Raw genomic sequence first — 18927 nt, 5'->3', positions numbered from 1 at the left:
GCTTGTCTATTGCGGGTAACGTTGCGTCAGGCCTTCGCGCGCTCCGCCAGGCGATGCTCGAGGTAGTGGATGCTGGTGCCGCCTTCAACGAAGTTGGCATCCATCATCAGCTCGCGGTGCAGCGGCACGTTGGTCTGGATCCCGTCCACCACCATTTCCGACAGCGCGATGCGCATGCGGGCAATGGCCTGCTCGCGCGTGGCACCGTAAGTAATGATCTTGCCGATCATCGAATCGTAGTTGGGCGGGACGAAGTAACCATCATACGCGTGCGAGTCGACCCGCACACCCGGGCCGCCGGGCATGTGCCAGGCGGTGATGCGGCCCGGCGACGGCGTGAACTTGAACGGATCCTCGGCGTTCACGCGGCATTCGATCGCGTGGCCACGGAACTGCACATCCTTCTGGCGCAAGCGCAGCTTCTCGCCGAAGGCGATGCGGATCTGCTCCTGCACAATGTCGATGCCGGTGATCATCTCGGTGACCGGGTGCTCGACCTGCACGCGCGTGTTCATCTCGATGAAATAGAACTCGTTGTTCTCATACAGGAACTCGAACGTGCCGGCGCCGCGATAGCCCATCTTCTTGCAGGCCTCGGCGCAGCGGTCGCCGATGCGCTCGATCAGGCGGCGCGGAATGTGCGGTGCGGGCGCTTCCTCGATCACCTTCTGGTGGCGGCGCTGCATCGAGCAGTCGCGCTCGCCCAGCCAGATCGCCTGGCGGTGCTGGTCAGCGAGGATCTGGATTTCCACATGGCGCGGGTTCTCAAGGAACTTCTCCATGTAGACCTCGGGATTGCCGAAGGCGCGCCCGGCTTCTTCGCGCGTCATGTTGACGGCGTTGATCAGCGCGGCTTCCGTGTGCACCACGCGCATGCCGCGGCCACCGCCGCCGCCTGCGGCCTTGATGATCACCGGGTAGCCCACGCGGCGCGCAGTGGCCAGGATTTCCTTGGGGTCGTCGGGCAGGGCGCCGTCCGAGCCGGGCACGCACGGCACGCCGGCCTTGATCATGGATTGCTTGGCCGACACCTTGTCGCCCATCAGGCGGATGCTGTCGGCGGTCGGGCCGATAAAGACGAAGCCGGATTTCTCCACACGCTCGGCAAAATCGGCGTTCTCGGACAGGAAGCCGTAGCCGGGGTGGATGGCTTGCGCGTCGGTCACTTCGGCGGCCGAGATGATGGCCGGCATGTTCAGGTACGACAGCGGCGACGGGGCCGGGCCGATGCAGACGGCTTCGTCTGCCAGGCGTACGTACTTGGCCTCCTTGTCGGCCTCGGAGTACACCACGACCGTCTTGATGCCCAGTTCGCGGCAGGCGCGCTGGATGCGAAGAGCGATTTCGCCGCGGTTCGCGATCAGAATTTTTTCAAACATGGTCTCTCTCTGCGAGAACAGTAGCGGTCCCGCTGCGTGCCGCAACGGCACGCCGGGCGCGCGGCCCGGGGGCTGTCGCCGCCGCGGCCGCCATACTGCGCGGAACTGCATGGAACTGCACGGAACGGGCCGCGAAGCCCACAACGTCCCTGGCGCCAAACAACGCCATGGCATGCCGCGCGGGCACTGCTGCGGGGGCCACTTGCGTGGCCGATGGCAGCGTGCGGCATGGCATGCCGGTCAGGATCAGCCGATGACGAACAGCGGCTGGCCGTATTCGACGGCCTGGCCGTTCTCGACCAGGATTTCCTTGATGACGCCGGCCTTGTCGCACTCGATTTCGTTGAGCAGCTTCATGGCTTCGATGATGCAGACGGTCTGGCCTTCCTTGACCGAGTCGCCGACGTTGACGAACGGCGCGGCGCCCGGCGACGGCGCACGGTAGAACGTGCCTACCATCGGCGAGGTCACCACATGGCCGGCGGGCAGCTGGGCGACGGGCTCTGCAGCCGGTGCCGCGGCACCAGCCGGTGCGGCGGCCGCGGCGGGCGGCAGCGCCTGCATCTGCGGCATGGCCATCGGCGCGGCGACGATTTGCGGCGGTTGCTTGACGATGCGTACCTTGCCGTCGCCTTCGGTGACTTCCAGCTCGGAGATGCCGGATTCGGCCACCAGGTCGATAAGCGTCTTCAGCTTGCGCAGGTCCATCTTTTTATCCTCCTGAATCGGGTTATCCGGCCGCTGCCCGGGACGGGCCGCGGCGGAAGAATCGTGTTGCCGGCCACCGGAAATCCGCGCCCGGCGTGCCGAGGCACGCCAACGGGCGCAGGCCGCCGGGCGGCGCGCGCAGGTTGTCGAAAAAATCTTGGGAGTTCAGCTCCCCGAACTCTCGGGTGGCGGCTGCTCCTGGTCCAGCACATAGTCCAGCGCCAGCAGGTAACCCTGCCAGCCGAGCCCGCAGATCACTCCGACCGCCACGTCAGAGAAATAGGAGTGGTGGCGAAAGCTTTCGCGCCGGTGCACGTTGGACAGGTGCACCTCGACGAACGGGATCGCCACGCCGGCCAGGGCATCGCGCAGTGCCACGCTGGTGTGCGTGTAGGCAGCCGGGTTGATGATGATGAACTCGACCCCTTCCGCGCGTGCGGCGTGGATGCGGTCGACCAGTGCCCCCTCATGGTTGGACTGGAACGTATCCAGCGAAACGCCGGCTTTTGCCGCGCGTTCGGCGAGGGCCGCGTCGATATCGGCAAGCGTCGTGTGCCCGTAGGTTTCTGGCTCGCGCGTGCCCAGCAGGTTCAGGTTTGGCCCATGCAGGACCAGCACCTTGCGGTAGCGGGCTGAGCGACGGAGGGAGCGGGTTGCAGTCACGGCGGCTCGACCAGATCAACGAAATTGCGCGGAGATTACCGTAGCTTAGAGGGATTTGTCTAGCGCGCGATACAAGGCTTGGCGACCTTTGCGACGCTTCGGCGGCCCTTGAAGCACTTTTCGGCCGTTTTGGTGCCCCGGCGAAACAAATCGCTGAAGAAAACCGAAATTCAGCGAACTTGGCGGAAGAATATGCTCAGGCCCGTGGCAGCACGGCCCGCAGTTCCTCAGCCGTCACCCGTCCCATCTTGCGATACTTCACCGATCCGTCCGGGTTGATCACCACCGTATAGGGCAGGCCGCCGGCGCTGTTGCCGAAGTTGCGCGACAGCTCGGTGCCGGCAAAACCGGCCACGGCGAGCGGGTAGGCCACCGGGACCTTCGTGGTGAACTGCTGGATATTGGCGGCGGAATCGATGCCGATGCCGACAAACTCGACCTGGCGGCTCTTGTATTCCTCATGCAGCGCGGTCAGCTCCGGCATTTCCTCGACACACGGCCCGCACCAGGGCGCCCAGAAGTTGATCACCACGGTCTTGCCGCGCAGCTTGCCCAGGTCCAGGTCAGCGCCGGCGGCGTCGGGCAGGCGTGTCTGGAAGAAGGTTTCCACCGCCTGGTCGCTGGCGGGCTTGGGCGAGAACACGAAATGGCCGGCCAGTGCGCCGGTGGCGCAGGCGACCACGGCCACGGCGATCCACAGCCAGAGGCGGGAGCGGCGGGCGGGCGAGGAAACGGTTTCAGTCATGGGGATGGCTCGGACCTGTGTAGTAGGGGGCGGGCGTCAGGCCGGGTCGGCATCGCCGGGCGCGTCCATCAGCGCCCGTACCGCCTGCACGTCGGCGCGGGCCGGGCGCCCCGAGGCGTCGGCACGCACGGCGCCGCGTTCGTCGACGGCATCATACAGTGCTATATGAATGCCGACTGGGGCACCCAGTTCCGCGCGCACCTCGCCGGCGAGAAGCCGGGCCTCGCGGCGGTCGGGCCACTGGCCCTTCCACAGGAAGCTGAGGGTCTCGACCTCGCCGCGGCCGCTGAAATGCCGGCTCTCGCTGGTCTCGAAGTCCACGCCGGCGTTGATCAGGTGCAGCGTCGCATCCTTGGCGCTGTCGCAGAAGCACTGCAGATAGATATCGGAGTGCTCGGTGGCGGTGCCGTTGAGCACGGCGCCGACCAGGTAAGGCCGGAACGGCGCCAGGTCTTCCATGGCCAGCACAGCCAGCCGGCGCAGCAGCGCCAGCACGCGGGGCTGGCTGTCGGCGTGGAACAGCGCCTGGTAGGCGCGTACCTCGGCTTCGACCTGCTCGTTGTCGGGCAGCCATTCGCCGGGCACGCGCTGCTCGCCCAGCACCTGGCGGGCGGCCTTGCGCTTGGCGGTGGCGTAGTCGGCACCGTCCTCGGCAATCATCCGGGCGGCAGCCTGGGCGATTTCCTCGCGCAGGCGGGTAGGGTCGGGGGTGGTGCGTCGGGTCATGCCCCATGATACCGGAGGCTCCCGCGCAACCGGCGCGCGCGCTGCCGCAGTGCAGCGAAGGCCGCGGGCGCTCGGGTACAATCGAAGGCTTCCTGCCCGGCCACCGCACCGCAAGACACGGCCTGAAACAGCCGCCGTGCCGCCGCGCCACGCCGGGTGCCGAATCCCCACGCCTGCGGGCTTCAAGTCTTTCCGGGAACCCATGCATATTCATATCCTTGGCATCTGCGGCACCTTCATGGGCGGCCTGGCGGTACTGGCAAAAGAGGCCGGCCACCGCGTCACCGGCTGCGATGCCAATGTCTACCCGCCGATGAGCACCCAGCTCGAGGCCCAGGGGATCGAGCTGATCGAAGGCTTCGACCCCGCCCAGCTGTCGCTGGAGCCGGACCTGTTCGTGATCGGTAACGTGGTCTCGCGCGGCAATCCGCTGATGGAGGCCATCCTCGACCGCAACCTGCCCTATGTGTCGGGTCCGCAATGGCTGGGCGAGCACGTGCTGGCGCGCAAGTGGGTGCTGGCGGTGGCCGGCACGCACGGCAAGACCACCACCACGTCGATGCTGGCCTGGATCTTGGAGGATGCCGGCTATAACCCCGGCTTCCTGGTGGGCGGGGTGCCGCAGAACTTCGGCATCTCGGCACGCGTGACCGAATCGGACTTCTTTGTGATCGAGGCCGACGAGTACGACACCGCCTTCTTCGACAAGCGCAGCAAGTTTGTCCACTACCGCCCGCGCACCGCAATCCTGAACAACCTGGAATACGATCACGCCGACATCTTCCCGGATCTGGCGGCGATCGAGACCCAGTTCCACCATCTGGTGCGCACCGTGCCCGGCCAGGGCCGGATCGTCGTCAACGGCGTGGAGGAAAGCCTGGCACGCGTGCTGGAGCGCGGCTGCTGGAGCGAGGTCGAGCAGTTTGGCGTAGGCGACTGGCGCGAGAGCGATGCTGCCACCACGGCGGCGCCCGGCAAGGACGCCTTCGACGTCTGGTTTGGCGGTGCCGTCCAGGGCACCGTGGTATGGGACCTGCAGGGCACCCACAACCGCATGAATGCGCTGGCCGCGATCGCCGCCGCGCGTCATGTGGGCGTGCCGGCCGCGCAGGCGATCGAATCGCTGTCCCGCTTTGCCAACGTCAAGCGCCGCATGGAAGTGCGCGGCGTGGCCGGCGGCGTGACGGTCTATGACGACTTCGCCCACCATCCGACCGCGATCCAGACCACGCTGGAAGGGCTGCGCCGCCGCGTCGGCGATGCCCGCATCCTGGCGGTGCTGGAGCCGCGCTCCAACACCATGAAGCTGGGCGTGATGAAGGCGCAGTTGCCGGCCAGCCTGGAGCAGGCCGACCTGGTGTTCGGCTACGGCGCCCCGGCCGGCAGGGACGCGCTGGGCTGGGACCTGGCCGAATCGCTGGCGCCGCTGGGCGACAAGGCTGCCGCCTTCCAGGACTTGGGCGCGCTGGTGCAGGCCGTGTGTGCCGCGGCGCAGCCGGGCGACCACGTGCTGGTGATGAGCAACGGCGGCTTCGGCGGCGTGCACCAGAAGCTGCTGGACGCCCTGGCTCAGGGCGCCGCACGCTGACCGGCGGGAAGGACGACCATGCTGCTGTACCTGCACGGATTCCGCTCCTCGCCCCAGTCGTTCAAGGCCCGGCTGGTGCAGGAGCGCATGCGCGAGTGGGGCGTGGGCCGCTACTACGCCTGCCCCACGCTCAATGTCTCGCCCGAAATGGCCATTGCCCAGGCGCAGGCCGCGATCCGCGCCGCGCAGGCCGGCGGCGACCAGGAGATCGCCATCGTCGGCTCGTCGCTGGGCGGCTTCTATGCCCGCTGGCTGGGCGAGCGCCATGGCTGCAAGACCGTGCTGCTCAATCCGGCCATCCACCCCTGGACCGACCTGGAAACGTACCTGGGTGAACAGCCGCTGTGGCACGGCGGCGGCTCGGTCACGGTCGAGCGCCGCCACCTGCAGGAGCTGCTGGACCTGCGCGTGGACACCATCACCGATCCCGAACGCTATTACCTGATCGCCGCCACCGGCGACGAGGTACTGGACTACCGAGAGATGGTCGCGGCCTGCCCGGGCGCGAACATCCGCGTGATCGAGGGCAGCGACCACGGCATCAGCGAATTTGCCGACTACGTCGACGATGTGCTCGCCTTCTGCGGCTATGGCCCCGGCGGCAAGGTGCCGGCCGGCGCAGGCCCGGCATGAGCGCGCAGTCCGCGCGCCGCTGCGGCTGGAGCCCGCACCTGGCCTTCGATGCAGCCATCACGCCCAACCTGCGGCGCTGGGTGACCGGTGACGACGGCTCGCTGACGGCGCGCCTGGTGGCAGCGTCGGAGCGCTTTCGCGTGGCGCGCCTGCTGCAGCGCCCGCAGCGCCCGCTGGCCGATGAATGGCAGGTGCTGGGCCAGCACGACCGCACCCCCGCGCTGACGCGCGAGGTGCTGCTGATCTGCGACGATATTCCCGCCGTGTTTGCCCATACCGTGGTGCGCTGCCGCCATGCGCGCCGCGACTGGCCGTTCCTGCGCGGGCTGGGCGAGCGCCCGCTTGGCGGTCGGTTGTTTGTCGATCCGGCGGTGGCGCGCGAGCCGTTCCAGTTTGCGCGGCTGCTGCCGCACCATCCGCTGCGCCAGGCCTTGCAGCGCGTGCTGCCGGCCATGGCGCCACTGCCCATGCTGCCGGCGCGGCGCTCGGTGTTCCGGCGAGGCGGCGGCGTCATGCTCGTGACAGAAGTGTTCCTGCCGGACCTGCTGTCGCGGCCATCCCCGGGGACCGAGGCGATTCCGCATCCCAGGTATTTGCGGACCACAGACCGAAGCCCCTCCACACACACTACCGAAACCAAGAAAGAGATCACGAGATGAAACTGCAGGGTCGGGTTGCCATCATCACCGGTGCCGCCGCCGGCATCGGGTTTGCCACCGCGCAGCGCTTTGCCGCCGACGGCGCCATCGTTGTCCTGTGCGACGTGCAGGAAGGGCGCGTGCGCGAGGCCGCCGACAAGCTGGCCGCCACCGGCGCCACCGTGTCGGCCTACCGCGTCGACGTGACCCGGCGCGACGAAGTCGATGCCATGGTGGCCGCCGTGCTGGCCGCGCACGAACGCGTCGACATCCTCGTCAACAACGCCGGCATCACCAAGGATGCACGCCTGGCCAAGATGACCGAGGCCCAGTTCGATGCCGTCATCGACGTCAACCTGAAGGGCGTCTTCAACTGCGCGCAGGCCGTGGCCGGCCTGATGACCGAGCAGGGCAAGGGCGTGATCCTGAACGCTTCCAGCGTGGTCGGCCTGTACGGCAACTTCGGCCAGACCAACTACGCCGCCAGCAAGTTCGGCGTGATCGGCTTTACCAAGACCTGGGCGCGCGAGCTGGGCCCCAAGGGCGTGCGCGTAAACGCCGTGTGCCCGGGCTTCGTCAATACCGAGATCCTGCAGACCGTGCCGGAAAAGGTGCTGGACGGCATGAAATCGTCCTGCTGGCTGCGCCGCCTGGCCGAGCCGGCCGAGATCGCCAGCATCTACGCCTTCCTGGCCAGCGACGACGCCAGCTACGTCAACGGCGTGGCGATCGAGGCCAGCGGCGGCATGTCGCTCTGAGCCTGCGCGCCGCTGCGGGCCGGGTGCACGCACCTTGCCGGTGCGCCGGCCCCCGCAGCCGCCGGAGCGGGGTGCGGTATCATTCCAGGTCTCGGGCCGTACCGATACGGCGCGGCTCGCGGCCAGCGATTCGCACCCCGCGCGCCGCACTCGCTTCCGTTCGCACGAATTTGCGCCCGGTTGCACCATTTCTCCCACAGGACCCGCCCCGGCGCTGCCTCTTGGCGGCCAGGCGCGGTTCCGCGCATTTCTGAAAGTACCGATCGATGCAGTTGCTGTTCGAAGAAGGCGGCGAAATCCGCGCCGGCACCGTGCTGAACCAGCAGGGCGAGGCTTACCAGGTGGAGTTGCCAGCGGGCAAGCGCACCAAGGTCAAGTCGCGCGACGTGCTGCTGCAGTTCGCGCAGCCGTCGGCAATCGAGCTGGTGCGCCAGACCGGCGACATGACGGCCGAGATCGACCTGGACTTCCTGTGGGAATGCGCGCCAGAGGCAGAATTCGGCTTTGCCGAGCTGGCCGCCGAGTACTACGGCGCCGAGCCCGGCCCGGTGCAGCAGGCGGCGCTGGCGATGGCGCTGCATGGCAACCCGGTGTACTTCCGCCGCAAGGGGCGCGGCCGCTACCAGCGCGCGCCCGAAGACCAGCTCAAGGCGGCGCTGGCCGCGCTCGAGCGCAAGCGCCAGCAGGCGCTGGTGCAGGCCGAGTATGAAGACCAGCTCAAGGCGCTGACGCTGCCGGAGACGTTCCGCAACAAGGTGCTGCAGCTGCTGTTCAAGCCGGACAAGAACAGCCTGGAATTCAAGGCCATGGATGCGGCCTGCACGGCGCTGGGCATGACCCCGATGCGGCTGATGGTGGCCGCCGGCGGTGTCGCCAGCGCGCGCGCGCTGCATGAGGCCAAGTTCCTGGCGGAATGCTTCCCCAAGGGCACCGGCTTCCCGGATACCGACGTGCCCGAGCCGCCCGCCGATTTGCCGGTGGCTGACGTGGAGGCATTCTCCATCGACGACGTCACCACCACCGAGATCGACGATGCGCTGTCCGTGACCAGGCTGCCCGACGGCAAGCTGCGCATCGGCATCCATATCGCCGCGCCCGCGCTGGGCATCCGCCGCAGCGAACCGCTCGATGCGGTCGCGCGCCAGCGGCTGTCCACGGTCTATTTCCCGGGCGACAAGATCACCATGCTGCCCGACGCCGTGGTGGAGCGCTACACGCTGCAGGAAGGGCGCACGTGCCCGGCGCTGTCGCTTTACGTGACGGTGGACCCGACCGTGTGGCTGATCACCGGCAGCGAGACCCGCGCCGAGATGGTGCCGATCGCCGCCAACCTGCGCCACAACCTGCTCGACGATGTCATCACCGAGGCTGCGCTTGCCGCGGGCACCGGCGACTACCCGTTCCGCGACGCACTGACGCAGCTGTGGCACTTTGCCGGCTACCTGTACGACGAGCGCCAGAAGGCGCGCCTGGCCAGCGGCCTGCGCCCCGAGACCCACAACCGCGCCGACTTCAATTTCTACCTGGACGACCAGGCCGACGGCAGCCAGCGCGTGCGCATCGAACAGCGCAAGCGCGGCTCGCCGCTGGACAAGATCGTGGCCGAGCTGATGATCCTGGCCAACAGCACCTGGGGCAAGCTGCTGGCCGACAACGGCGTGCCGGGCATCTACCGCACGCAGAAGGCGTGGGGCATGCACCGCACCCGCATGCAGACCTACCCGGCGCCGCATGAGGGTCTGGGCGTGGCGCAGTACGCGTGGAGCACCTCGCCACTGCGCCGCTATGTCGACCTGGTCAACCAGTGGCAGATCCTGGCGGTGGCCCAGCACGGCGTGACCGCCAAGCTGGTGGCGCCGTTCAAGCCCAAGGACGCCGACCTGCTGGCCGCGGTGGCGGACTTCGAAGGCACTTACGCCGCCTATGCCGACCACCAGTCGACCATGGAGCGCTACTGGTGCCTGCGCTGGCTCAAGCAGGAAAAGCGCGAGCGCATGGTGGCCTCGGTGCTCAAGGAAGGCGCGGTGCGCTTTACCGAGATCCCGCTGGTCACGCGCGTGCCCGAGCTGGTCCAGGCGCAGCGCGGCACGCAGGTGCTGCTGGAGATCGGCGAGACCGACGAGATCACGCTGGAAGTGTCCTGCCGGGTGCTGGAAATCTTCGCCGGTGAAGGCGAAGTGCCCGAGGAAGAGCTGGAAAGCGACGAGGAAGCCGCAGAGTTGTCCGCCGAAGCCGCTGCCGAGGCGGCCGCCGAGGAAGCCGCTGAGCAGGCCGCCGGGGTCTCGGCCGAAACCCCGGCCGAACCTGGCGACGACGATGCCGGGGCGGCGTCGGGCGAGCGCGACACCGGCACCCCGGCGGCCGGCTGAAGCCTTCGGAAATCGGCGGCGTTCACTTACAATGCCTGTCTGATCCGGGGCTAGTGGCCCCGGTCTTGCCAGGCCGCCGCCGGCCCCTTCAGCCACCCTCCATCCATCGTGAACGCCACTCTCGCCGCTCCCCGCCACTGGTGGCATGCCAGGTGGCACAACAGCAGTACGCTGGCCAAGGCGCTGGCCATTTCCGTGGCCGTGCACGTGCTGCTGCTGATGGTGCGGGTGGCCGCGCCCGAGGTGTTCGAGATCAAGCGCAGCGATGCCGCGCTGGACGTGGTGCTGGTCAATGCCAAGTCGGCGCAGAAGCCGCGCAACCCGACCGCGCTGGCGCAAGCCAACCTGGACGGCGGCGGCGACCATGACCTGCAGCGCGCCACCACGCCGCTGCCCGCGCAGACCCAGACGCAGGAAGGCGACCTGGTGCGCCAGGTGCAGCGCCGCGTCGAGCAGCTGGAGCAGGAGCAGCAACGCCTGCTGACCCAGTCGCGCGAGGCCGCGCCGCCGGTGCGCAACCAGCCGCTCAAGCCCGGCGAGAAGCGCCAGGACACCCCGCAGCGCGGCCAGGATGAGCGCACCTCGACCGACGAGATGGCCAGGCTGGAGGCCGAGATCGGCCGCAACCTGGACCACTACGCCAAGCGGCCCAAGCGCTTCCAGCTGACCGCCACCAGCGCCCAGGCGGTCGACTACGCGCAGTACTACGACCGGCTGCGCCACAAGATCGAGGCGCGCGGCACCACTGATTTCCCGCAACGCAACGGCAAGCCGCTGTACGGCCAGCTGATCCTGGTGATCAACGTCAATCGGCTGGGCAAGCTCGGCTACAACCGCGACGGCTACAACGTCGATGCCATCGACGTGGTCAAGAGCTCGGGCGATCCCGCGCTGGACCGCCAGGCCGTGGCGATCGTGCGCGCGGCCGCGCCGTTCGGCCCCTTTACCGCCGAGATGGCGTCGCGCCAGGACATCCTTGAAGTCATTTCCACTTTCAAGTTTTCGCGCAGCGGGCTGGAAACCCGCTTGCAGGCACGCTGATGACATCAACTGATTCTTCCCAAGCCACTTCCGACCGCTATGTGGTGATCGGCAACCCGGTGGCGCACAGCCGCTCGCCGGCGATCCACGCCGCCTTTGCGCGCCAGACCGGCGAAGCGGTGCAATACGACCGCTTGGAGGCGCCGCTGGACGGGTTTGCCGACACCGTGCGTCAGTTCTTTGCCGATGGCGGCTACGGCTGCAACGTGACGGTGCCGTTCAAGCTGGAGGCCTATGACCTGGCCGACCGCCTGACCGAGCGCGCCGAGGCCGCTGGCGCGGTCAACACGCTGTGGATCGAAGAGGGCATGATCCATGGCGACAACACCGACGGCATCGGCCTGGTGCGCGATATCCAGGACAACCTCGACACGCTGATCGAAGGCAAGCGCGTGCTGCTGCTGGGCGCTGGCGGCGCCGCCATGGGCGCGATGCTGCCGCTGATCGAATGCCGGCCGTCGCGCATCGTGGTGGCCAACCGCACCGCGTCGCGCGCCAGCGACATGCTGGAAGAATTTGTCGAAGCCGCCGACCAGTACGGCGTGGAACTGTGGGGCGGCGGGCTCGACGCGCTCGACGGGCTGTCCGAGGACGAAGCCGTCGACGTGGTGATCAATGCCTCGTCCAGCAGCCTGCATGGCGAAGTGCCGCCGGTGCCCGAGTTCCTGCTGGGCGAAGGCGTGCTGGCCTACGACATGATGTACGGCGCCGAGCCTACCGTGTTCCTGCAGTTCGCCACCCGCTGCGGCGCGCGCGTGAGCGACGGCCTGGGCATGCTGGTCGAACAGGCCGCCGAGGCCTTCTATATCTGGCGTGGCGTGCGGCCCCGCACCGCGCCCGTGCTGGCCGAGCTGCGCGCCGCGCTGCAGGCCGAACGCAAGGGCTGACCGGGGCGCCGCCAGCCGTGGCCAACCGCAACCGCACGGCCAGCGCCGCGCCGGCCCGTGCCGTGTTCAACCCGGTGCGCTGGCTGGGCTACCTGCTCGGCTGCGTGGCCGCGGGCGTGGTGGCGATGCAGCTGTACTTCTTCGTGCAGATCGCCTCGTGGCAGTACATCAACCCGACCACCACCACCTTCATGCGCGCCGAGCGCTGGCGCCTGTGCGGCATCAACGTCTGGAACTGCGGCCTCGACCGGCAATGGGTGCCTTACGACCGCATCTCGCGCAACCTCAAGCGCGCGGTGATCGCCAGCGAGGATGCCGACTTCGTCAACCACCCCGGCTATGAGCTCGATGCCATGCTCGATGCGTGGGAGCGCAACAAGAAGCGCGGGCGCATCGTGCGCGGCGGTTCCACAATCACGCAGCAGCTGGCCAAGAACCTGTTCCTGTCGTCCGAGCAGCACTACCTGCGCAAGGGCCAGGAACTGGCCATCACGTGGATGCTCGAGTTCTGGCTGGACAAGCAGCGCATCTACGAGATCTACCTGAATTCGGTGGAGTGGGGCGAGGGCGTGTTCGGCGCGCAGGCCGCGGCGCAGCACTACTTCCGCACCGGCGCGGACAAGCTCAGCGTGGGCCAGTCCGCGCGCCTGGCCGCGGCGCTGCCTGCGCCCAAGTGCTTCGACAAGAAGGAGTACTGCGCCAACGTGCGCGTGAACTTCCGCGCCAAGGCGGGCATCATCGCGCGGCGGATGGGCGCAGCCACGCTGCCCGACTGAGGGTTTGCTCCCCTCTCCCGCGCGCGGGAGAGGGGAGCGAGGCAGCGGCAGATTCAGCGCCTCAGCTCAGCCAGCCCTTCCTGCGGAAATACACCAGCGGAATCGCCGCCGACACCGCCATCAGCGCAATCGCCCACGGATAGCCCGCGGCCCAGTCCAGCTCCGGCATGAACTTGAAGTTCATGCCATAGATGCTGGCGATCAGCGTGGGCGGCATCAGCGCCACCGACACCACCGAGAACAGTTTGATGATCTTGTTCTGGTTGATGTTGATGAAACCGACGGTCGCGTCCATCAGGAAGTTGATCTTGTCGAACAGGAACGCGGTGTGGTTCTCGATCGAGTCGATGTCGCGCAGGATCTGGCGGGCCTCGTCCTGCTGCTCGGCCGACAGCAACTGGCTGCGCATCAGGAAGGACACCGCGCGGCGCGTGTCCATCACGTTGCGGCGGATGCGCCCGTTCAAGTCTTCCTCGCGGGCGATGGTTTCCAGCACGTCGGCGGCGGCGGCATCGGTCACGTTCTCGGCCAATACGCGGCGGCTCGCTTCTTCAAGCCGCTCGTAGATTTCCTCGATCGAGTCGGCGGAATATTCGGCGTCGGTCGCGTACAGGTCCATCAGCACGTCCTTGGCATTGCGCACCGAGCCCGGGCGCATACGCGCGCGCAGCCGCACCAGCCGGAACACCGGCAGGTCTTCGTCGTGGATGGAGAATAGTACGTCGCGCGTGAGCACGAAAGCCACGCGCACGTTGCGCGATAAGGCCTCTTCCTCGTCCAGCAGGAAGTCGGTGCGGATATGGATATTCTCGTCCTCGCCCTCGAAATATCGCGCGGACGCTTCCAGGTCGCCCAGGTCCTCCAGTTCGGGAAGGGCGACGCCATAGGCTTCCTTGATCCAGTTCAGTTCCTCGTCGTCGGGATTGACGACATCGATCCAGATCGGCTTGTGCTGCAGCAGCTCATTGCGCTCGTCGACCTGCTCCTGGGCAAGCCGGCCTTTCTGCAGGACGAACAGGTTGATCATCCCCGGGATTCCTTATTGCTGATTGCGACGAAAAACAAAGACAAGCGCGAAGACAAGCGCAGGCGGCTCGCCGCATTCCCAGGTAGTCCGTCATGCCCTGCATGGCCTGGCGAGACGCCGGAAGGCGCCCTGCCAGGGCCGGGCCACGGGCAAGCGTGATCGCGCTGTACCGCGGCTGCCGGACGCAACGGACTCGGCGGGCAGTACAAGGCGATGGCGTTTGCCTGGGTTGGCTGGCTAGCCGGGAGAGGGAAAATCCGCACGCGGTGCGGCGCGCATGGATGGCGCCGCCGGTGGCACGGAAAGACACTCGCCCGCAGTTCTGCTGCGGACGAGGCCGACGAGGCGCGGAGCCGGGTGCTCCGGGCGGGTCGTCGTTACGCAGCCCGCAGTGACATGGCATTCGCAGAGGTCGCAGCGCTGCTGCGGCAACTCGAACACCCGATGCTACTGCCCACGTAATTTCTCCGGGATTGTGATGGCCGCGAGTGTAGCCCAACGTTGGGTGGCTTGTTAAGTGAAATCTCCGCGCACACGGCCCGCTGTTGCCCTCTCACGACCGGGGGGCGCGCCCACTCGGCGATCAGCCCAGCACGCCCTGCAGCCGCCGCCACAGCAGCGGCGCTAGCATCACCGAGGACAGCGCCAGGAACATCAGCACGATCGCCGCGTAATCCTGCCAGTGCGGCTGCTCGCCCAGCATCCACATGCCCGAGAACACGCCGACCACCGGGATGAACATGATCGACAGGCTCGATACCACCGGCGGCAGGCTGCGCGCCAGCCCGAACCAGACCAGGTGGCAGAAGGCGAAGACCACCACCGCGTTGTAGGCGATGGCGCCCCATTCGATGGCCGTGGGCATGCGCCAGCCGTCTTCCAGCAGCAGCGAGCCGGCCGCCAGGAAGGGCAGGGTCACGGCCAGCATCCAGAACGTCATGGCGCCGATGGGCACGTCGGTCTGGGTGCGCTTCATCAGCTGGGTGCCGAAGCCCCAGCCGGCCGCGGCCAGCAGCATCAGCAGCGTGCCGGCCGGGCTGCCGGTCAGCGCGGTGATCTCGCCGGAAAGCAGCAGCACCGTGCCGGCCAGCGCGCAGCCGATGCCCAGCCAGGCCCAGGCGCCAATGCGTTCGCGGAAGAAGACCAGGCCCCAGACCACTGCCCAGATCGGCATGGTGTAGCCCAGGATGGCGGCGCGGCCCGAGGACAGCATCTTGACCGCGCAGATCGCAAACAGGTGCCAGATCACCATGTTGGGAATGGCCAGGCGGACCACCGTGCCCCATTCGCGCCGCGGCACGGCCAGCGAATCGCCGCGCAGCCGCAGCGCCAGCCCCAGCGCCACCAGCCCGCCCGCCATGCACAGCAGGCGGAAGCCCAGTGCCGGAAAGTGCGCTACGCCTACCTTCATGATGGGCCAGTTGATACCCCAGGCAAGGGTGAGCACGACAAGCAGGAAGATACCGCGGCGATCGAGAGACATGACGGGGCGCGGCTGTGCGTCATGCCGCGCTTTGTTTTGAGAGGAAGCGCAAAACGATAGCACGCAGCGGGTAAAATTGCCGGAAGCGACATATGCTGCAGGGGTGAGAGGTTTTCACGCCGCTGCGGCCAACCGCGCCGGTCGCGGCCAATGGTGCGCCGGCGCCACCAGGATATTCCGAGTACCCATGACTTTCACCGAGCAGCTTGCTGCCGCCTGGCAGCGCAACGATTCCCTCCTGTGCGTCGGGCTCGACCCTGACCCGCAGAAGCTGCCGCTGTCCCTGACCGGGGCGGGCGGCGCCATCTTTTCGTTCTGCCGCGAGATCGTTGACGCCACCGCCGACCTGGTCTGTGCCTTCAAGCCGCAGATTGCGTACTTCCACTCGCAGCGCGCCGAAGACCAGCTCGAGCAGCTGATCCACTATATCCACGACGCCCACCCCGGCATCCCGGTGATCCTGGACGCCAAGCGCGGCGACATCGGCTCGACCGCCGAGCATTACGCGCTGGAGGCCTTCGAGCGGTACAGGGCTGACGCGGTCACGGTCAGCCCGTACATGGGCTTCGATTCGATGCAGCCCTACCTGGCCTACCCGAACCGCGGCGTAATCGTGCTGTGCCGCACCTCCAACCCGGGCGGCTCGGACGTGCAGTTCCTGCAGGTCGACGGCAAGCCGCTGTACCAGCTGGTGGCCGAGGCTGCGCGCGAGCGCTGGAACACCACCGGCCAGATGGGCCTGGTGGTCGGCGCGACCTTCCCCAACGAAATTGCGCGCGTGCGCCAGATCGTCGGCGACATGCCGCTGCTGATCCCGGGCATCGGCGCCCAGGGTGGCGACATCGAGGCCACGGTCAAGGCGGGGCGCACCGCGGACGGCACTGGCATGATGATCAACTCGTCGCGCGCCATCCTTTACGCCAGCCGCGAGAAGGATTTTGCGTCTGCGGCGCGCAATGTCGCGCTGCAGACGCGCGAGACTATCAATCGCTATCGCCACGGCTGAGGCCGGGCACGGAAAAAAACCGCACCGGAGACGGCGCGGTTTTTTACTGGGCGGAGGTTGCCGGCCGCCGGCTTCAGGCCTCGTTCCGGATCAGCTCCAGCAGCCCCCGCATGGCATGCTCGGCCGCCTGCCGGCGGATCTGGCCGCGGTCGCCGCGAAAGCGCTGGGTCTCGGTATGCGTGGTAATGCGGTTGCTCCAGCCGAAGCAGACCATGCCCACCGGCTTTTCCGGGGTGCCGCCGTTGGGGCCGGCCACGCCGGTGACGGACAGCGCCACCTGAGCGCGGCTGTTGAGCAGCGCGCCTTCGGCCATGGCGCGCGCCACTTCCTCGCTGACCGCGCCGTGGTCGCGGATCAGCTTGGCGGGCACGCCCAGCATGGTGGACTTGGCTTCATTGGAATAGGTGACGAAGCCGCGCTCGAACCAGCCGGACGAGCCGGATACATCGGTAATGGCGGCAGCCACCAGCCCGCCGGTGCAGGATTCGGCAGTGGCCAGCATCAGGGATTTGTCGGCAAGGGCGACGCCGGCCTGGATGGCGAGCTGGTCGAGCAGGCGGCTGACAGACATGGTGGATACAGGGTAGTTTTGGGGGGAATCAGCTTGTCATGGCTGGCGATGCGTGGCTCAGAACGAGCGCCACAGCGCAAACACCAGCAGCGTATAGAAGGCCGCGAAGATGTCGTCGAACATCACGCCAAAGCCGCCGCGCAGGCCCGGGCCCTTGAGCGTGCGGTCATAGTGGCCAATTGGCGCCGGCTTGGCGATGTCGAACAGCCGGAACCACAGGAAGGCGGCAAACTGCCCCCAGAAGCTGGTCGGCATGACAAAGGCCAGCACCAGCCAGAAGGCAACGATCTCGTCCCAGACCATGCTGCCATGGTCGTGCACGCCCATGTCGCGCGCCGTGCGTGCGCACGCCCACAGGCCGACCAGGAAGCCGCCGGCGATGATCCACAGCCAGGTGGTGGGCGCGATCCACAGCGAAATCACCACGAACGACAGCCAGCCGTAGAGCGTGCCGACCGTGCCCGGCCCAACGGGCGACAGGCCCGAGCCGAAGCCGAAGGCGATCAGGTGGGCCGGATGGGCCAGCATGAAGCGCGCGCTCGGGCGCGTGACCTTGACGGTCTGGCCGGCTTCCAGGGTCAGGGCGGGGTCGCGCGGCGCGGCCCCGGGAGGGAAGGTGGACATCAAAGTTGGCTCGTGTGATGCAGTTACTGCTTATGGTTATGGCCGGCTTGCACTGCCATGCCTGCGGGACTCCCGCGCCCGCGCAGCGCGCCGATGCCGGCATCATGACATGCCTGTGACCCGGTGTCAGGGGGCAGCGAAATGGTCGAAGCTGGCGCCTTCGTACCGGGTCGGGTTGCCGGCACCGTCGACCAGCCGCAGGCCGGGCTCGGGCGTGATCGCGCCGACACGTGTAAGCGGCAGCGCCAGGCGTTCGCTGATCGCCGCAATGGCGTCGCGGTTGCCGGCGGGTGCGGTGAAGCACAGCTCGTAGTCGTCGCCGCCGGCCAGCACGCATTCACGCTGGATCGCGTCCGGCTGGCCGGCCAGCACCGCCGAGCGCGGCAGCGCATCGACGTCGACCAGCGCGCCGACTTGCGAGCGTTCCAGGATATGGCCCAGGTCGCCGACCAGGCCGTCGGAGATGTCGAGTGCGGCATGCGCCATGCCGCGCAGGGCCATGCCCAGTGCCACGCGTGGCGTGGGCGTGTCCATGCGCGGGCGCACCTGGCTGAACTCGGGCTCCGGCAGCAGCCATTCGCCGCGGCAGTCGCCCAGCGCCAGGCGGGCGTCGCCAAGCGTGCCGGAAATCCAGATATCGTCGCCGGGCCGGGCGGCGTCGCGGCGCAGCGCGGCACGCAGCGGCACATCGCCGAACACCGTCAGCGAGAGCGTCAGCGGACCGCGCGTGGTGTCGCCGCCGACCAGTTCGCAGCCGTGGGCGTCGGCCAGCGCCAGCATGCCGTCGGCCAGTTCGGCCAGCCAGGCGGGGTCGGCCTCGGGCAGGGCCAGCGCCAGTGTGAACGCGCGCGGCTCGGCGCCCATGGCGGCCAGGTCGGACAGGTTCACGGCCAGCGCCTTGTGGCCGAGTGCACGCGGCGCCACGTCCGGGAAGAAATGCCGGCCGCTGACCAGCATATCGGTGCTGATGGCAAGGTGATGGCCGGGGCGGCCCTCAATCAGCGCGCAGTCATCGCCTACGCCGAGCGCGGCCTTGCGCACCGGCCGCGTGAAATAGCGGCGGATCAGGTCGAACTCGGAAAGCTGGGCTGGCTGGGCGTGGGACATCGTCGTCGGGAAGATCCGCCCCGCCGGGTGGACGGGATCGGAAGGGCTGCGCGTTGCGCGAAGATGATTGGCGATCCGGGGCAATCCCGCGGCGCCGGCGCAGCGCGTCAGGATGGGGTGCGCTCGGCATTTCAGCAAGATACTGCCGCGCACGACAGCCATGACCGGCACGCGGTGCGCCACTTCTGCGGGCAGGCG

19 protein-coding genes are annotated in these 18927 nt (G+C 67.9%); 9 read left to right on the top strand and 10 right to left on the bottom strand.

Annotated elements, in window-relative coordinates; genetic code table 11:
- Window positions 1–26 precede the first annotated feature (26 nt).
- The 5 genes from accC to AC1Q7H_RS03075 all read right to left on the bottom strand — a co-directional run bounded on the left by accC (window position 27) and on the right by AC1Q7H_RS03075 (window position 4221).
- A complete protein-coding gene (gene accC, locus AC1Q7H_RS03095; RefSeq protein ID WP_018312111.1) occupies window positions 27–1379 on the bottom strand; it encodes an acetyl-CoA carboxylase biotin carboxylase subunit in 1353 nt (450 codons plus the stop codon).
- Between the two features lie 246 nt (window positions 1380–1625).
- Window positions 1626–2087 carry an acetyl-CoA carboxylase biotin carboxyl carrier protein gene (accB, locus tag AC1Q7H_RS03090; RefSeq protein ID WP_114130930.1) on the bottom strand — a complete coding sequence of 154 codons (462 nt, stop codon included), beginning with the start codon at window positions 2085–2087 and terminating at the stop codon, window positions 1626–1628.
- Window positions 2088–2252: 165 nt separating this feature from the next.
- Window positions 2253–2750: a type II 3-dehydroquinate dehydratase gene (aroQ, locus tag AC1Q7H_RS03085; RefSeq protein ID WP_211980293.1), complete on the bottom strand. Its 498-nt coding sequence runs from the start codon at window positions 2748–2750 to the stop codon at window positions 2253–2255.
- Window positions 2751–2946: 196 nt separating this feature from the next.
- Entirely contained in the window at window positions 2947–3495 is a 549-nt protein-coding gene (locus tag AC1Q7H_RS03080; protein ID WP_013957994.1) for a TlpA family protein disulfide reductase, read from the bottom strand.
- Window positions 3496–3531: 36 nt separating this feature from the next.
- A complete protein-coding gene (locus AC1Q7H_RS03075; RefSeq protein WP_492378446.1) occupies window positions 3532–4221 on the bottom strand; it encodes a UDP-N-acetylmuramate--alanine ligase in 690 nt (229 codons plus the stop codon).
- Between the two features lie 202 nt (window positions 4222–4423).
- Between AC1Q7H_RS03075 and mpl the strand changes: the two genes are divergently transcribed.
- From mpl to mtgA, 8 genes are all read left to right on the top strand, one after another.
- Entirely contained in the window at window positions 4424–5809 is a 1386-nt protein-coding gene (gene mpl, locus AC1Q7H_RS03070) for a UDP-N-acetylmuramate:L-alanyl-gamma-D-glutamyl-meso-diaminopimelate ligase (protein ID WP_492378447.1), read from the top strand.
- 18 nt (window positions 5810–5827) lie between these two features.
- Entirely contained in the window at window positions 5828–6442 is a 615-nt protein-coding gene (locus AC1Q7H_RS03065) for a YqiA/YcfP family alpha/beta fold hydrolase (RefSeq protein ID WP_013957991.1), read from the top strand.
- A complete protein-coding gene (locus AC1Q7H_RS03060) occupies window positions 6439–7101 on the top strand; it encodes a chorismate--pyruvate lyase family protein (RefSeq protein ID WP_013957990.1) in 663 nt (220 codons plus the stop codon). Before AC1Q7H_RS03065 ends, AC1Q7H_RS03060 begins: the two co-directional genes overlap by 4 nt.
- A complete protein-coding gene (fabG, locus tag AC1Q7H_RS03055) occupies window positions 7098–7838 on the top strand; it encodes a 3-oxoacyl-ACP reductase FabG (RefSeq protein ID WP_013957989.1) in 741 nt (246 codons plus the stop codon). The genes AC1Q7H_RS03060 and fabG overlap by 4 nt, the downstream gene beginning before the upstream one ends.
- 266 nt (window positions 7839–8104) lie before the next feature.
- The gene (locus AC1Q7H_RS03050) at window positions 8105–10207 is read left to right on the top strand and encodes a ribonuclease catalytic domain-containing protein (protein WP_013957988.1); all 2103 of its coding nucleotides are present in this window, start codon (window positions 8105–8107) and stop codon (window positions 10205–10207) included.
- A gap of 108 nt (window positions 10208–10315) precedes the next feature.
- Window positions 10316–11248: an energy transducer TonB family protein gene (locus AC1Q7H_RS03045; protein WP_013957987.1), complete on the top strand. Its 933-nt coding sequence runs from the start codon at window positions 10316–10318 to the stop codon at window positions 11246–11248.
- Window positions 11248–12135 (top strand): shikimate dehydrogenase, encoded by an 888-nt coding sequence (gene aroE, locus AC1Q7H_RS03040; protein ID WP_013957986.1) that lies wholly within the window; start codon window positions 11248–11250, stop codon window positions 12133–12135. The genes AC1Q7H_RS03045 and aroE overlap by 1 nt, the downstream gene beginning before the upstream one ends.
- Window positions 12136–12209: 74 nt before the next feature.
- The gene (gene mtgA / locus AC1Q7H_RS03035; RefSeq protein ID WP_041228464.1) at window positions 12210–12911 is read left to right on the top strand and encodes a monofunctional biosynthetic peptidoglycan transglycosylase; all 702 of its coding nucleotides are present in this window, start codon (window positions 12210–12212) and stop codon (window positions 12909–12911) included.
- A 61-nt stretch (window positions 12912–12972) separates the two neighbouring features.
- Here mtgA and corA read toward each other — a convergent pair whose 3' ends face one another.
- Both corA and AC1Q7H_RS03025 read right to left on the bottom strand, forming a co-directional pair.
- Window positions 12973–13938, bottom strand: coding sequence for a magnesium/cobalt transporter CorA (gene corA / locus AC1Q7H_RS03030; RefSeq protein ID WP_013957984.1), 966 nt, complete (start codon window positions 13936–13938; stop codon window positions 12973–12975).
- A gap of 583 nt (window positions 13939–14521) precedes the next feature.
- Entirely contained in the window at window positions 14522–15421 is a 900-nt protein-coding gene (locus tag AC1Q7H_RS03025; RefSeq protein ID WP_153954203.1) for a DMT family transporter, read from the bottom strand.
- 187 nt (window positions 15422–15608) lie between these two features.
- Between AC1Q7H_RS03025 and pyrF the strand changes: the two genes are divergently transcribed.
- The gene (pyrF, locus tag AC1Q7H_RS03020; RefSeq protein WP_013957982.1) at window positions 15609–16427 is read left to right on the top strand and encodes an orotidine-5'-phosphate decarboxylase; all 819 of its coding nucleotides are present in this window, start codon (window positions 15609–15611) and stop codon (window positions 16425–16427) included.
- 73 nt (window positions 16428–16500) lie between these two features.
- On the opposite strand, the gene AC1Q7H_RS03015 is transcribed toward pyrF, so the two are convergent.
- The 3 genes from AC1Q7H_RS03015 to thiL form a co-directional block, all read right to left on the bottom strand.
- Complete coding sequence (locus AC1Q7H_RS03015) at window positions 16501–16998, bottom strand: CinA family protein (RefSeq protein WP_013957981.1); 498 nt, start codon at window positions 16996–16998, stop codon at window positions 16501–16503.
- Window positions 16999–17055: 57 nt separating this feature from the next.
- Window positions 17056–17622: a phosphatidylglycerophosphatase A family protein gene (locus AC1Q7H_RS03010; protein WP_492380948.1), complete on the bottom strand. Its 567-nt coding sequence runs from the start codon at window positions 17620–17622 to the stop codon at window positions 17056–17058.
- A gap of 126 nt (window positions 17623–17748) precedes the next feature.
- Window positions 17749–18729, bottom strand: coding sequence for a thiamine-phosphate kinase (gene thiL / locus AC1Q7H_RS03005; protein ID WP_211980290.1), 981 nt, complete (start codon window positions 18727–18729; stop codon window positions 17749–17751).
- Window positions 18730–18927 lie beyond the last annotated feature (198 nt).

Source organism: Cupriavidus sp. GW823-FHT06D04 (genome assembly GCF_058795055.1).
This window is presented reverse-complemented; position numbering and strand designations above follow the sequence as displayed.

Coding starts and splice junctions, on each gene's coding strand:
- AC1Q7H_RS03010 (WP_492380948.1), bottom strand. CDS start 17,622: ATGTCCACCTTCCCTCCCGGGGCCGCGCCGCGCGACCCCGCCCTGACC.
- fabG (WP_013957989.1), top strand. CDS start 7,098: ATGAAACTGCAGGGTCGGGTTGCCATCATCACCGGTGCCGCCGCCGGC.
- accB (WP_114130930.1), bottom strand. CDS start 2,087: ATGGACCTGCGCAAGCTGAAGACGCTTATCGACCTGGTGGCCGAATCC.
- corA (WP_013957984.1), bottom strand. CDS start 13,938: ATGATCAACCTGTTCGTCCTGCAGAAAGGCCGGCTTGCCCAGGAGCAG.
- AC1Q7H_RS03025 (WP_153954203.1), bottom strand. CDS start 15,421: ATGTCTCTCGATCGCCGCGGTATCTTCCTGCTTGTCGTGCTCACCCTT.
- pyrF (WP_013957982.1), top strand. CDS start 15,609: ATGACTTTCACCGAGCAGCTTGCTGCCGCCTGGCAGCGCAACGATTCC.
- mpl (WP_492378447.1), top strand. CDS start 4,424: ATGCATATTCATATCCTTGGCATCTGCGGCACCTTCATGGGCGGCCTG.
- thiL (WP_211980290.1), bottom strand. CDS start 18,729: ATGTCCCACGCCCAGCCAGCCCAGCTTTCCGAGTTCGACCTGATCCGC.
- AC1Q7H_RS03065 (WP_013957991.1), top strand. CDS start 5,828: ATGCTGCTGTACCTGCACGGATTCCGCTCCTCGCCCCAGTCGTTCAAG.
- AC1Q7H_RS03015 (WP_013957981.1), bottom strand. CDS start 16,998: ATGTCTGTCAGCCGCCTGCTCGACCAGCTCGCCATCCAGGCCGGCGTC.
- AC1Q7H_RS03075 (WP_492378446.1), bottom strand. CDS start 4,221: ATGACCCGACGCACCACCCCCGACCCTACCCGCCTGCGCGAGGAAATC.
- AC1Q7H_RS03060 (WP_013957990.1), top strand. CDS start 6,439: ATGAGCGCGCAGTCCGCGCGCCGCTGCGGCTGGAGCCCGCACCTGGCC.
- accC (WP_018312111.1), bottom strand. CDS start 1,379: ATGTTTGAAAAAATTCTGATCGCGAACCGCGGCGAAATCGCTCTTCGC.
- aroE (WP_013957986.1), top strand. CDS start 11,248: ATGACATCAACTGATTCTTCCCAAGCCACTTCCGACCGCTATGTGGTG.
- AC1Q7H_RS03050 (WP_013957988.1), top strand. CDS start 8,105: ATGCAGTTGCTGTTCGAAGAAGGCGGCGAAATCCGCGCCGGCACCGTG.
- AC1Q7H_RS03080 (WP_013957994.1), bottom strand. CDS start 3,495: ATGACTGAAACCGTTTCCTCGCCCGCCCGCCGCTCCCGCCTCTGGCTG.